Source organism: Lysinibacillus sp. FSL M8-0134 (genome assembly GCF_038069745.1).
GTDB classification, from domain to species: domain Bacteria; phylum Bacillota; class Bacilli; order Bacillales_A; family Planococcaceae; genus Lysinibacillus; species Lysinibacillus irui.
Window position 1 is genome coordinate 2,318,487 of sequence record NZ_JBBPAJ010000001.1, and the last position, 12,778, is coordinate 2,331,264.

Annotated in this window: 15 protein-coding genes; 1 reads left to right on the forward strand and 14 read right to left on the reverse strand. The window is 40.8% G+C overall.

Annotated features, from left to right (window positions below):
- Positions 1 to 31: 31 nt before the first annotated feature.
- The 11 genes from MKY49_RS11780 to MKY49_RS11830 all read right to left on the reverse strand — a co-directional run bounded on the left by MKY49_RS11780 (position 32) and on the right by MKY49_RS11830 (position 9,440).
- Positions 32 to 424: a short-chain dehydrogenase gene (locus MKY49_RS11780; protein WP_341386290.1), complete on the reverse strand. Its 393-nt coding sequence runs from the start codon at positions 422 to 424 to the stop codon at positions 32 to 34.
- Positions 411 to 584 (reverse strand): hypothetical protein, encoded by a 174-nt coding sequence (locus MKY49_RS11785; protein WP_341386291.1) that lies wholly within the window; start codon positions 582 to 584, stop codon positions 411 to 413. The genes MKY49_RS11780 and MKY49_RS11785 overlap by 14 nt, the downstream gene beginning before the upstream one ends.
- Positions 585 to 647: 63 nt before the next feature.
- Positions 648 to 2,123: a class I adenylate-forming enzyme family protein gene (locus MKY49_RS11790; protein ID WP_341386292.1), complete on the reverse strand. Its 1,476-nt coding sequence runs from the start codon at positions 2,121 to 2,123 to the stop codon at positions 648 to 650.
- A gap of 15 nt (positions 2,124 to 2,138) precedes the next feature.
- Positions 2,139 to 2,870: a 3-oxoacyl-ACP reductase FabG gene (gene fabG, locus MKY49_RS11795; RefSeq protein ID WP_341386293.1), complete on the reverse strand. Its 732-nt coding sequence runs from the start codon at positions 2,868 to 2,870 to the stop codon at positions 2,139 to 2,141.
- Positions 2,854 to 3,765, reverse strand: a complete 912-nt coding sequence (gene phaZ, locus MKY49_RS11800; protein ID WP_341386294.1) for an intracellular short-chain-length polyhydroxyalkanoate depolymerase — start codon at positions 3,763 to 3,765, stop codon at positions 2,854 to 2,856. Before phaZ ends, fabG begins: the two co-directional genes overlap by 17 nt.
- A 12-nt stretch (positions 3,766 to 3,777) precedes the next feature.
- Positions 3,778 to 4,782, reverse strand: a complete 1,005-nt coding sequence (locus tag MKY49_RS11805; protein WP_341386295.1) for a 3-oxoacyl-ACP synthase — start codon at positions 4,780 to 4,782, stop codon at positions 3,778 to 3,780.
- Positions 4,779 to 5,795 (reverse strand): branched-chain amino acid ABC transporter permease, encoded by a 1,017-nt coding sequence (locus tag MKY49_RS11810; protein ID WP_341386296.1) that lies wholly within the window; start codon positions 5,793 to 5,795, stop codon positions 4,779 to 4,781. Before MKY49_RS11810 ends, MKY49_RS11805 begins: the two co-directional genes overlap by 4 nt.
- A complete protein-coding gene (locus MKY49_RS11815; RefSeq protein ID WP_341386298.1) occupies positions 5,792 to 6,664 on the reverse strand; it encodes a branched-chain amino acid ABC transporter permease in 873 nt (290 codons plus the stop codon). Before MKY49_RS11815 ends, MKY49_RS11810 begins: the two co-directional genes overlap by 4 nt.
- Positions 6,665 to 6,679: 15 nt before the next feature.
- On the reverse strand, positions 6,680 to 7,387 hold the full coding sequence (locus tag MKY49_RS11820; protein ID WP_322605190.1) for an ABC transporter ATP-binding protein: 708 nt from the start codon (positions 7,385 to 7,387) through the stop codon (positions 6,680 to 6,682).
- Positions 7,362 to 8,138 carry an ABC transporter ATP-binding protein gene (locus tag MKY49_RS11825; protein ID WP_341386299.1) on the reverse strand — a complete coding sequence of 259 codons (777 nt, stop codon included), beginning with the start codon at positions 8,136 to 8,138 and terminating at the stop codon, positions 7,362 to 7,364. The genes MKY49_RS11820 and MKY49_RS11825 overlap by 26 nt, the downstream gene beginning before the upstream one ends.
- Before the next feature lie 63 nt (positions 8,139 to 8,201).
- Positions 8,202 to 9,440 (reverse strand): substrate-binding domain-containing protein, encoded by a 1,239-nt coding sequence (locus MKY49_RS11830; protein WP_322605192.1) that lies wholly within the window; start codon positions 9,438 to 9,440, stop codon positions 8,202 to 8,204.
- A 497-nt stretch (positions 9,441 to 9,937) separates the two neighbouring features.
- Between MKY49_RS11830 and MKY49_RS11835 the strand changes: the two genes are divergently transcribed.
- The gene (locus MKY49_RS11835) at positions 9,938 to 10,858 is read left to right on the forward strand and encodes an MBL fold metallo-hydrolase (protein ID WP_341386300.1); all 921 of its coding nucleotides are present in this window, start codon (positions 9,938 to 9,940) and stop codon (positions 10,856 to 10,858) included.
- Positions 10,859 to 10,920: 62 nt separating this feature from the next.
- On the opposite strand, the gene MKY49_RS11840 is transcribed toward MKY49_RS11835, so the two are convergent.
- From MKY49_RS11840 to MKY49_RS11850, 3 genes are all read right to left on the reverse strand, one after another.
- Complete coding sequence (locus MKY49_RS11840; RefSeq protein ID WP_341386301.1) at positions 10,921 to 11,334, reverse strand: GNAT family N-acetyltransferase; 414 nt, start codon at positions 11,332 to 11,334, stop codon at positions 10,921 to 10,923.
- A gap of 75 nt (positions 11,335 to 11,409) precedes the next feature.
- Positions 11,410 to 12,228 carry an alpha/beta fold hydrolase gene (locus tag MKY49_RS11845; protein ID WP_341386302.1) on the reverse strand — a complete coding sequence of 273 codons (819 nt, stop codon included), beginning with the start codon at positions 12,226 to 12,228 and terminating at the stop codon, positions 11,410 to 11,412.
- A gap of 181 nt (positions 12,229 to 12,409) precedes the next feature.
- Positions 12,410 to 12,769: a hypothetical protein gene (locus MKY49_RS11850; protein WP_341386303.1), complete on the reverse strand. Its 360-nt coding sequence runs from the start codon at positions 12,767 to 12,769 to the stop codon at positions 12,410 to 12,412.
- Between the last annotated feature and the right edge of the window lie 9 nt (positions 12,770 to 12,778).

The window sequence follows — 12,778 nt, forward strand, 5'->3', positions numbered from 1 at the left end:
TGAGACGAAGGTTTTTAGGAATGGTATTTGCTTATGACGGACGTTTTTCCCAAGGCTCCATCGTTCCCACAGTATGGAGTAACCGATCATGCTGAATGGAATCAATGACACCTTGTGATATTTCCTCATTTGTAAGCCACCGTGAATGACTATCTTCAATTTTAAAGCCAAGTTGAACTTGATGGTATTGTAGGGCATCAAGTTTATCGATTTGCCCTTTAACTTCAGTAAGATTTGCACGACTCCCCAAGACATGAAACAGTTTCCATGATCCGCCTTGCCATTGTGAAATTTCACTTGCTATGCGCTCTAATGTACTATCAGCATATGAATGAATCCAAGCAATTACTAATTCAATAGGTCCATTTTGCTGCATCGTTTCTCGTATTTTCTTTAATAATAAGGATTCATCACGATAATCCACTAACAAAGGGGTTCATGGATGAGTTATTTGCCTTGTTTAGCAAACGTTCCATCCGATTGGCATTCCGTCCAATGACTGAAACATGATAACCATTATTTACTAACCATAGGGATGTGTTAGCTAACATCCCTGTTCCACCAATAACTAATGCGTGTGTCATCCATTTATCCCTCACTTCATTTAGATTTAAAGAAATGTGAGAGTCGCTAAGCTACTTATTTACTTAACAGTTCGGCGTATCGACAAGTAGTTGCAATACCTTTTTATCAATTTTACCAACACTTGTTTTTGGTAATTCATCTAGGAAAATGATATGTTTTGGAATTTTATAGCGTCCTAATTGCTGGTGACATAGCTCATTGAGTTCATCTAAAACAGCAGTAGTTTGGTTTTGACAGACAATAAAAGCTGTTACAATCTCACCCCAATAGTCATCCTCTACTCCAATCACGGCAACCTCCTGTACATGCGGATGCTGTAATAGGCATTGCTCCACTTCCTGCGGATAAATATTTTCGCCGCCCGAAATGATCATTTCCTTTCTACGTCCCACGATATAGAAGTCACCATCTTCATCCATCATGGCTAAATCGCCTGTTTTTAACCAGCCATCTTGCAGGATATTGGCAGTTTCCTGCTTGTTATTCCAGTAAAATCGAAACATATGCTTTCCTTTTACGAAGAGCTCTCCGACTTCACGAGGTGCACAGCTTTGCCCTGCGGGGTTGATGATTTTAGCCTCGTTAAATTGCATGCTCTTTCCGACAGCCCCTTTTTTCGCGTAAGCATGCTCTCTAGCTATATAAAAATTATTAGGTCCTGCTTCGGTTAAACCGTAGCCTTCTTTAAAAAATAGCCCCTTCTTGTAAAAGGCATCATAAATAGGATGAGGACATGGTGCACCGCCTGATAAAAATACTTTCATCGAAGGAAATTGATTTTCCTGAAAGTACTTCGTAGCAATCATCGCTTGATACATCGTTGGCACAAAAAGGGAAATGGTCGTTTTGTATTGATTCGTTGCTTGCAGCGCTGTTTCTGCTTCAAATTTATCGCCAATGATGACCGTCCCACCAGCCATGAGTAATGGTATACATAATGCATTTAAACCACCTGTATGAAACATCGGCATATAATTTAATGTACGGTCTTGAGCATGTAAACCCCAGCTAATAATTGTATTCATGGCGTTCCAATTCACCGATTGAAAGGAAAGCACAACCCCTTTTGGTCGCCCTGTAGTACCTCCCGTATAAATCATTAACCATGGATCGTCCATGTCCACTGCTTGCCTACTTGGTACCGTATCCTTCTCTTGCTCGATGCTCTGAAGAGGAAACATCTTTTCTAGTGTCAAGGGACAAGAACCTTCCTCATCATACAACAGAATAGAAGGGGTAGCATCCTTCAAAATTTGTGTTAATTCCTCTTTACTCAAACGCCAATTTAACGGCACATAGATAAGTCCACGTAGCCCACAAGCAAATAAAACAGCAAACAATTGAATGTGATTTTTTGCAAAAACAGCGACTCTACTTCCTTTTTGTAGCTGCTGACGCTCAAAAAAATGACTCCATTTACCAATTTCCTCAGATAATTGCTGATAGGTCCACTGCTCTTCTGTTGCTAAATTAATTAACGCGATGTGATGAGGCGTTAAGGCGGCACGTTTTAAAATCCAAGCTTGCTCGACAAACATCTTAACACCCCCCGATCACATCATGATGGCTCCATCCACATGTAGCGTATGACCGTGGACGTAGGAAGCCTCATCAGATGCTAAAAACAAGTAGGCATTGGCAATATCCCGTGGTGTCCCTAATCGTTGTAAGGGAACGATTGAGCGCATTTGAGCCACAATATTTTCAGGCATCTTTTTGACCATATCCGTTTCTGTAAACCCAGGTGCCACTGCATTGACGTTGATTCCCTTACGCCCTAATTCCTTTGCCCACGTTTTCGTCATTCCTACAATGGCTGCTTTTGTAGCTGCGTAATTCGTTTGACCAACATTACCGTAAACCCCACTTACCGATGATGTATTAATTATTTTGCCACCACCAGCTGCCACCATATGGGGGATAACCTCCTGAGTACAATGAAAAACCCCAGTCAGATTAACATCGATAACCTGCTGAAATTGGTCCTCTGTCATCTTCGTCAGCATTGCATCTCTTGTAATCCCTGCATTATTCACTAGGATATCAATGCGACCTTTCTGTTCGATTACCGCTGCTACTAGTTGTTGAACGCTCTCTCTACTTGCTACATCTACTTGTATAAAGGCCACGTTGTCCCCTAGTTGTTCGGCAGCTTGAATCCCTGCCTGTTCATCAAAATCGGCGATAAACACAAATGCTCCTTCTTCAATAAAACGTTCGGTAGCCGCATAACCAATCCCATTTGCAGCGCCAGTGATAATCGCAACCTTATTGTTTAATAGCATGATTTCTCCCCCCAATTTCTAAAAAAGCCACGATTTCGGCTGTTAGCTGTGCTAAATCATCGATCAGTGGGGAATGCCCACAATTTTTTAAACTAACGAACTGTGTCTCCTTGCCTAAATCATGTAGCAATTCTGCATTCATTTCCTCTGTAATGACCAAATCCCGATCCCCTCGCAATACTAAAATCGGAATATGGAGTAGGAGGGCTTCTTGAGAGCCTTTTGCAATCTCATTGTCAATAGCACTCATATTAAACGTATTGAGTGCGTGGTACACTTCTGCTAAATTCCTTTGTGTCAGCATATCCTCTATATATTCTTGATATTTTTCTGCGTTCGGCTGTTGATGGGTATAAATTAATGCATTCCATATAGACTGTAAGCCTTCACCATTTTTTGTATCATAGAAGCCTTGCACAAGCTTTGTTTTGGATGTATCAATCAACACTTCTTCATAGCTATAGGCTCTTTTAAAGGATGCTGGATTGCCTGTTCCTAAATCCGTGTAGAATGGATAACCACGTGTTGAAGCGGAAGCTAGTAAAATCAGTCGTTGACAATGCCCTGGATAATTAGCGGCAAACTGCATACAGACGGCTCCTCCTGTTGACCAGCCAATCATATCGAAGGTTTGCAACTGCATAGCATCGATAAATAGCTTGACATCATCGCTAAAATCTTTAATGGCAGAGATAGGCTTATGATACGATGATCCACCAAAACCTCGTAAATCGATAGCATAAATTGTATATTTGTCATCTAAAGCATCCATAAGAATATCCCAATGCTTAGAAGATGTCATATTACCATGAACCAATAGTAAAAGTTGGGCTCCCCCTGAGCGCTTACGATAAGCCATCGTTTCACCATTTGCGAGCTGAATTGTTTTTAACATTCCATTTCCCCCTTATCCCCAACGTATTGTGATAGCCCCCCACACATAGCCAATACCTGCACTAACCAATGTAACAATATTACCTTCTTGAATACGCTTTTGCTCCAATGCTAGCTGTAACGACAATAGTTGATCAATCTGCCCGATATGCCCATATTCTTGCAAATAAATCGATTGCTCCTGCTGTAAACCAAGGTCTGCTAAAATATAATCATGGGCAGACCTCTTCATATGCAGCATCGCTAAATAGTCAAGCTGTGCTTCACTGTATCCACTTTTCGCTAAAGAGCTACGAATGACCTTCAAAAAATTCCTTAAAGATTTCTGTTCTAAGCGCTCTTTCATACCAATTGGGTCTAATACGTCAAGCTTATATAAGTTTTCAGTTAAATGGGATGGGGTTAACGGTGTTTTCGTTCCCCCAACTGGAACGACAACATCCTCCGAGAAAGAGCCATCCGTCATAATATCAGCCTCTAAAAGCTGGTTTTTACCCTCATTTTTCCGTAATACTATGGCCCCTCCACCAGCAGCCAAATTGTACATAAAACGTGTCCTAGGGTTGCTATAATCGATAAAATCCACATTCCGATATCCGCCCGCTAGAAGAATAGTTTGAATACTTTCATCTGAGGCCATTAAGCTTTTTGCTACCTTTAATGCCATAATCGTTGTGCCACAGCGCAATTGCACATCAAAGGCCCAAGCATTGACCGCACCAAGCTCCTCCTGCATTTTGATGGAGGCTGTCCAGAGTGGATATTCCTTATGCTCCTCCCCTATATAAATAACAACATCAATATCTTTTGGATCTATATTTGCCTTTTGAATCGCTTCCTGTGCAGCCCATATCCCCATTTGCACTGTATGATCATGTGCGCCAGGAATTGGCTTTTCATGAATGCCCATTTTTTGACGAATAATATCCTCAGGAATATTCGAAAGAGCAGCTATTTCTTGCGCTGTCATTTTATTTTGAGGTAGATAAATACCTGTACTAACAATACCGATTGTCATTCAAATCGCTCCTTTTCCTGTGGCAGGGCAACCGTCGCTTTCTTTTGTTTTAGCTTTCTTCGCCATTTCCAAAACAGTAGTTTTAGTGAGCCAATAATGCCCTTTGGGAAAAAGATGACAGCTAAAATATAAAGAATGCCAAAGAAGATAATCCAGCGTTCAAAAATTGGATAATCTCGTGCCAAGCCGGATAGAGCGTGCTGAGCATATTCAATGACTGTCGCTCCTAATAATGGCCCGACTAACGTGCCGACCCCACCAATTATCGTCATTAAGAGGGCATCGAGTGTAATATCCATTGCCATCACACTTGTATTGACGAAACGCAATGACACTGCATATAAGGAGCCTGCAAAGCTTGCCACTATGCCCGCAACAACGGAGGCTATAACTTTATAGTGCAACGTATTAAAGCCTAATGATTTCGTCCGTAGTTCATTTTCTCGTACAGCAATTAAAATGCGACCTGTCGGCGAGTTCACAAAACGATAAAGTGCTAAGAAGATGAGCACTAGGCTTGCTAGCACAAAGAAATAAAATGTCATCCGATCTCTAAACATATCGGGTGCTCGAAAAGTAAAGCCATCATTGCCATACGTGACAGAGCGCCACTTTTCAGCTAATACTAAAAATAATCCTGAAAAAGCAAGCGTAAGCATCGCAAAGAAATGACTTTTCAGACGCAAGGTCAATAACCCTACTAAAAAACTAATGAACCCTGCCAGAACCATGCCCATCACTATGGACAGCACAAAGATTAACAGTGTGTTATCGATTTGCTTGAGCATGACTGCTGTCGTATAGGCACCGATACCAAAAAACATAGCGTGCCCAAATGAAACAATTCCTGTATAGCCTAGTAAAATATCATAGCTCATTGCTAATATCCCAAAAATAAAGATTTGCGTTAGTAAAATGAGCAAAGTTCTCGAATCATTGACAAAAGGAAGAACAATAAAAATTGCTAGTAAAAGGAAAAAGGCTATATAACGCAAGGATATTTTATTGTTCATGATGTTCGCTCCCTTCGCATCGCAAACAGCCCCTGTGGACGGAAAATTAACACAATGGCCATGAGAATCATATTGACTGCTAGTGACAAGACAGGCACATAATAAGCCATAAAACTACCCGCAAGCCCTACTAAAATAGCTGCAAGCAAAGAGCCCGAAAAACTACCCATACCGCCAATGACCACTACAATAAAGCCTAAAATGGCATACTCCATGCCCATTTCTGCGTAAATAACTCCAGAATAGGGCGCCATCAACATCCCACTAAGTGCCGCCAACGCTGCGCCCACCATAAAAACATATAAAAATACACGCTTAATATGAATACCAAGGGCCTGTGCCATTTCCTTATCCTGTACACCTGCACGAACGATTAATCCAATCTTTGTACGCTTCAGCATGTATTGGAAAATACCAAAAATAACGAAACCTATCACAATGATAAATAAACGATATTTAATAATAATAACGTCGCCAATTTCCCAGCTACCCGCTAAATAACTAGGTGTTTTTACCGCAACACCATTTGGGCCAAAGACCACTTTAATGAGTTCCTGTAGCACAAGCATTAGCCCCAGGGTAATTAAAATTTGCTGAATATGATTGCCATAAACGGGCGTAATAATAATTTTCTCTGTGATTAATCCAAGTAACGCACCCGTCACAATCGTCCCAAGAATTCCAATAAGGAAACTTTCCGTAAACATATAAATAAAAATTCCCGCATAGGCGCCCCAAACAAATAACCCACCATGCGCAAAGTTCAACACATCCATTAAGCCAAAAATTAACGTCAAGCCTGCTGCTAGTAAAAAAATCAGCATCCCCGTTGCCAAGCCATTAATGATTAAATTGACGAAAAGCTCCAAAGATGGTCACCCCCTTCATCCAATTCCAAGATATTTCCGCTTTAGTTCTTCATTATGAATGAGATCCTTCATATGGCCCGAATGCACGGTCCTGCCATCATCTATTAAGGTGTAGGTATCACCAATCCGACTAGCCATGATAAAGTTTTGCTCCACGAGGACAATGGACGTTTTCTTTTTCATTTCCACAATGGCTTCCATTACCTTCTCCACTACAATGGGCGCAAGTCCCTTAGACGGCTCATCAATCAAAATTAATTGACTATCATTGATAAAGGCTCTTGCCATGGACAGCATTTGCTTTTGACCACCAGACAAATGCCCTCCTGCCTTTTTCCAAAACTTCTTTAAGTCCGGAAATAGCTCAAGCACATACTGCTGCCGCTCTAATGTCGCAGAATCCTCCTTACGCATTGCTACTTTCATATTTTCCTCAACTGTTAAATCCGCAAAGATTCCTTGATTTTCTGGCACATAGCCAATCCCTAATTTGGCTACTTTATAGGTTGGGCTTTTTTTAATTGAATGAGAGCGAAAAGCAATGTCTCCCTTTGTCGACGGCGTTAACCCCATTATCGTTTTCAGCGTGGTCGTTTTACCTGCCCCATTGCGTCCCAGCAGTACGGTAACCTGCCCCTCCTTCGCTTCAAAATTAACGCCCTGCAAAATATGATATTGACCGATATGTGTATGAACCTCATTTAATGTCAGTAAGGTGGTCATCGTACAGCCCTCCTAAATATGCATGTTGCACGGTATCATTATTCATGATTTCCTCTGGTGAACCGTCTGCTAGTAGCTGGCCATTAAACAACACCATAATGGAATCGGATACATCTAAAATCATATCCATTTTGTGTTCAATGAGCAGAATCGTTTTATTTCCTTGTTGTTTTATCGTCCGAATGACTTCTAAAATCGTAGGTACTTCCTCTAATGACATACCTGCTGTAGGTTCATCTAGCAGTAAAATTTCCGTATCTAACGCCAATAGCATGGCAATTTCAAGCTTTCTTTTTTCCCCGTGCGATAACATCGTTGTGAGGGCATCACGTTTATTGTCGAGTAAAACGAGAGATAATAATTCCTCTGCTTTAGCAGTAATCGCCTTATAGCTTTTGTAATGTCGGAATAGCTGATAACGAATTTTCTCCTTGGATTGGACGGCTAAACGTACATTTTCGAGGACCGATAAGTTTGGAAATACATTCGTAATTTGAAAGGAACGACCCAACCCCATACGAGTTCTTTCAATGGCTGACTTATTGGCCAGCGATTGTCCTTTAAAATAAACATCGCCTGTTGTTGGCTTTAGCTCTCCGCTTATCAAATTAAAAAAGGTTGTTTTACCAGCTCCATTCGGCCCAATGATCGATTTCAAATGCTTTTCTGGCATTTGAAAATTGACGCGGTCTACAGCGGTGTGTCCGCCAAAACGAATCGTTAAATTTTCGGTGTAAAGTATCGGCTCCATCTTCTACTCCCTTCATCTCTAGTGATTATGTAGAGAGACAGCGTGACGCCGCCTCTCAAAAGTCTAATTCATAACAGGAGGTGCTGTTTCCTCAGGACTTAATTCACGAATAAGTACTGGTACAGGGTAATCCACGCCATCTTGCTGCTCTAAGCGAATTGAATACATTGACTGAAGTGCCTGATGGTCCTCTTCGCGGAACGTCATCGTGCCTTTTGGTGTCTCAAATGACATCCCTTCCATAATGTCAATCAGCTTGTTAGCATCCGCATCCCCATCCGATTGTTTCAATGCCTCCACAATGGCAATCGCTGCAGACATACCACCAGGTGTAAATAAATCTGGTACTTCATTGAAGCGTTTTTGATGCTCATCAACTAACCATTTATTGACATCATTTTGTGGAAGCGTATGGTAATACACTGAGAAGCCTTCCATGCCAATCAACGGATTCATAAATTGCAGCGCAATAATATCAGGCGCCCCAGTTGAAATTTTTATGCCCTTTTCTTGAATTTTAAGATCTGCAATTTGATTCCAAGGTGAATTAGCCCCCGCCCAAACCACAAATAAATAATCAGGCTTCGCATCAATTACCTTTTGTAAATTGGACGTAAAATCAGTTGCTGCTGGATCGGCATATTCCTCTAAGACAATCTCAGCCCCCAATTTCTCCGCTGCTGTTTTAAAGGCATTTACACCATCCCAGCCAAACGAATAATCCGGTGCAAACGTAGCAATCTTCACACCCTCTCCAGCAATGGCCGCTGCTGCTGCATAGGCATCCTGTGAGGAATTCCGACCCGTACGGAAAATATACTCATTAAATTCTGAACCCGTAATACTATCAGCCACCGCAGGCTCTACCACCATAATTTTTTCATACTCCTCAGCAAGTGGTAGGACAGCCAGCGTATCACCAGAGCTGGAAGAACCTACTAAAAAATCAACCTGATCATCTTCTAATAGCTTTGTAGCCTTCTGCACAGCCACCTCAGGCTTCGTTTCGGTATCTTCATAAACAACCTCTATTTTCTTCCCATTGACCTCCATCGTACCGCCGGTTGCATACTCAATCCCTAAATCAAATCCCCGCTGTGTTTGCTTCCCATAAGACTCAAGCGCCCCAGTTAACGAAGCAAGCACCCCAATCTTGATCGTGCCCCCTTCTGCCGTCACCGCCTTCGTCTCACCATCAGAAGTATCCGCACCCGCTCCTTCATCCTTTGCCTCTTCCCCATTACATGCCACCAACAATACAGCTACTATCACAAAAAGAAACCAATACCAATGCCTCTTCATCCCAAATCCCCCTTTAAGATAAGCTCAATAGAAAGCGCTTTCTTGCTATGACAACAATATATAAAAGTCCAGTTACAAATTAGTTACAAGCTAGATGGCTCATATTTGGGCCATCTAGCTCTGTCCCGAAAGTGCAGCGAAGCGCAACGGCAGGGACAAAATGTTCTCTTAAATCTGCCGAAATGGCAGATTTGTTTTCTGTCCCGAAAGTGGAGTGCAACGCTACGGCAGGGACAAAAAGCTCTTTTAAGATCTACCGAAATGGCAGATTTGTTTTCTGTCCCGAAAGTGCAGCGAAGCGCAACGGCAGGGACAATGGCTCTTTTATTATGTGCCCACTAAGACAATCACTTGCCTGTGACAACCATTTGCAAATGGGTATTTATGGTATTATAATTTTACGAATTAATAAAAGAAGAATGAATAGTGCAGGTTTTTTTATTTAGCAACACGAATTATCTATACTAAACACCATGTAAAAAAGAGAGGGAAATTTAATGAGTAATTACTATTCCAGTCATTTTAATCTTGAAAAAGTAAGTGAAGGCATTTATGCTGCTATTGCGAAAGATGGTGGTGGCGCGTTTGGCAATGCTGGTTTCATTGATTTAGGCGATAAAACGATTATTTTTGATACATTTAACACTCAGCAAGCTGCTGAAGATCTAAGGAATCTAGCTGAAAGTATTACGAGCAAACCCGTCTCTTGGGTAATTAATAGTCATTTCCATAGCGATCATACGAGAGGAAACCAAGTATTTAAAGATTGTCATATATTATCTAGTCAAACAACACTTCAACAAATGAAGGAAAACCATCCAGCAAAAATAGCCGAACAGAAGGCCGATTTGAAAGGGTTAAAAAAGTACATTGCCTCACTTGAACAAAATGCTCATCCAACTGATACACAGAAATTGAATGAAATAAGTTTTTTAAAGGAGATGGAAATCTCAATCCCTCGCCTGGAATTAGTTTTGCCGCAATATACTTTTACGCACGAGTTTACTATTATCGGAACCAAACGTACTGCAAGAATAATGACACTGGGAGGTGGTCATTCTCCCTGTGATTCGTTTCTTTATATTCCTGAAGATGAAATCATTTTTATGGCTGATCTTCTATTTGTCGGTATGCATCCATCATTCTTCCCATATTCCAATCCAACACAATGGGAAAATATTTTAGAAAAAGTAAATAACTTAGCCATTCAAAAGGCCATCCCTGGTCACGGATCCATAGGGACTAAAAAAGATATCATCAAGCTAAAAAACTATATTAATGAAATGAAATTGTTATCGAAAAAGGTAAGTAACATGGAAGACGTTTCAATTCCCCCCGCATATCAAGATTGGACAACGATCAATATTGATGTGATGGAGTTGTTTATTAAAAATTTAAACATACTAAAAGAATTGTAAACAGCTAAAAAGAAAGACAAAAACGTTGAATGAGCAACATTTTTGTCTTTTATAGTATTAAACTATTCATTCGGTATTCCTGATTGCATTTTGTAATTTCTCATGAGCATCCCATTGGATCTGATCATCCCAAATTTTTCATATAGAGGAATTAAATCATCGTCACAACATAAATCAATCATATAAATATTACTCAGCTCATCCAGCATTCGCTTGATTAATTCCTTGCCAATGCCTCTATTTTTATATGCTGGAAGTACTTCAAGGAATGGAATATAAGCCGATAAAACTCCATCACTAATTGCTGTTATAAATCCTACTACCTGCTTAGACTGTTCATCAACCGCAATGACGACGTTACTACTATTTTCCAATAATTTTAAGTGTGTTTGCGGGCTAGGTGGATTGGGCCAATCTACAAAAAAGCCTCTCAACATATCCGATGAAATGTCATCTAGATTGTATTTATACCGCACTAACAATCAACTCCTTTCAATGAAATAGTAATCTACGTAATATCTCGCCAAACTGTTTCATTGGCAAGTATCATTTTAACCCATCTCTCCCTCTACTCGGTCCAACCACTCACTCATTAGATTTTTAAATAAATCAGCTTGTTCAATTTGTAAATTATGACCAGCAATATCTAAAATTGCAAAGGTTGCTCTTGGATACATCTCTAGAATCGAAAACGCGTCCTTATAGCCAACTACTGAATCTTGTTTTCCCAGTAAGAAGAGGCTAGGCATGCCAAAGGACTGTTGATCAACGGCAAAGGAAAAATGATAGCTTTGCTGAATTTTTTCTAAAAAATCTTGATCTGCTCTATTACATCCTGCTAGCACCTCTGTCGTGTAGCGTTGCCAGTTATAGGCATCCAGTACAACTTGATGCGCCTTAAAATCGTCTTTCTCCTGCTGGCTTAATGTTGATAAAAATATAGGATCTTCTCTCATCACAAGATGCTCTGGCACTGTTCGATGTTGTTTCTCAGGAATAATTAGAGGACAGATAAAGGCTGCCCCCAATAGTTGTTCCATAGAGTTTCTCATAATGCCACGCGCTAAATAGCCACCATACGATTCCCCCACCAACAAGTAGGGTTCATTAGGGATAATTTCGTCTATAAATTCAATGACCGCATCTAGCATTTCATCTGAATTCTCAATAGTTAAATAATCTGTCGTTCTGCCCATACCAGGAAGATCTAAATAAATACGTTTCCACCCCTCACGCCCATCAAAAATAGGCTCCATGCATCCTTTCATCAATCGATGATCAGGAGAAAATCCATGTAGCATGATAATCGGTGTTCCTGTTCCAATTACTTCATAATAAATATTCGCTTTCTTAATCTGACAAAATGGCATTGTTGTTCCCCCGGATACATTACTTTTTATATTATTTTAGAAATGGATTATGTTTGGCTCCCTTGTTTGAGCGGTTTGACTCACGTTACGAGCGGCTCACCCTATTTACGAGCGGTTCTTGCCTTGTTATGAGCGCTTTTTCACTTTTTTGGAGCGGTTCCACCCTATTTATGAGCGACTTCTACCTACTTTGGAGCGGTTCCACCCTATTTATGAGCGACTTCTCCTTACTTTCGAGCGGTTTCACCCTATTTAGGAGCGTCTTCTCCTTACTTTGGAGCGGTTCCACCCTATTTATGAGCGACTTCTCCTTACTTTCAAGCGGTTCCACCCTATTTATGAGCGCTTTCTCACTTTTTTGGAGCGGCTTCACCCTATTTATGAGCGACTTCTCCTTACCTTCGAGCGGTTCCACCCTATTTATGAGCGCTTTCTCACTTTTTTGGAGCGGCTTCACCCTATTTATGAGCGACTTCTCCTTACTTTCGAGCGGTTCCACCCTATTTACGAGCGACTTCTCCTTAATTTCGAGCGGTTCCATCCTATTTAT

Coding starts and splice junctions, on each gene's coding strand:
- MKY49_RS11845 (WP_341386302.1), bottom strand. CDS start 12,228: ATGCCATTTTGTCAGATTAAGAAAGCGAATATTTATTATGAAGTAATT.
- MKY49_RS11785 (WP_341386291.1), bottom strand. CDS start 584: ATGACACACGCATTAGTTATTGGTGGAACAGGGATGTTAGCTAACACA.
- phaZ (WP_341386294.1), bottom strand. CDS start 3,765: ATGTTAAAAACAATTCAGCTCGCAAATGGTGAAACGATGGCTTATCGT.
- MKY49_RS11825 (WP_341386299.1), bottom strand. CDS start 8,138: ATGGAGCCGATACTTTACACCGAAAATTTAACGATTCGTTTTGGCGGA.
- MKY49_RS11810 (WP_341386296.1), bottom strand. CDS start 5,795: ATGAACAATAAAATATCCTTGCGTTATATAGCCTTTTTCCTTTTACTA.
- MKY49_RS11850 (WP_341386303.1), bottom strand. CDS start 12,769: ATGGAACCGCTCGAAATTAAGGAGAAGTCGCTCGTAAATAGGGTGGAA.
- fabG (WP_341386293.1), bottom strand. CDS start 2,870: ATGCTATTAAACAATAAGGTTGCGATTATCACTGGCGCTGCAAATGGG.
- MKY49_RS11790 (WP_341386292.1), bottom strand. CDS start 2,123: ATGTTTGTCGAGCAAGCTTGGATTTTAAAACGTGCCGCCTTAACGCCT.
- MKY49_RS11830 (WP_322605192.1), bottom strand. CDS start 9,440: ATGAAGAGGCATTGGTATTGGTTTCTTTTTGTGATAGTAGCTGTATTG.
- MKY49_RS11820 (WP_322605190.1), bottom strand. CDS start 7,387: ATGACCACCTTACTGACATTAAATGAGGTTCATACACATATCGGTCAA.
- MKY49_RS11835 (WP_341386300.1), top strand. CDS start 9,938: ATGAGTAATTACTATTCCAGTCATTTTAATCTTGAAAAAGTAAGTGAA.
- MKY49_RS11805 (WP_341386295.1), bottom strand. CDS start 4,782: ATGACAATCGGTATTGTTAGTACAGGTATTTATCTACCTCAAAATAAA.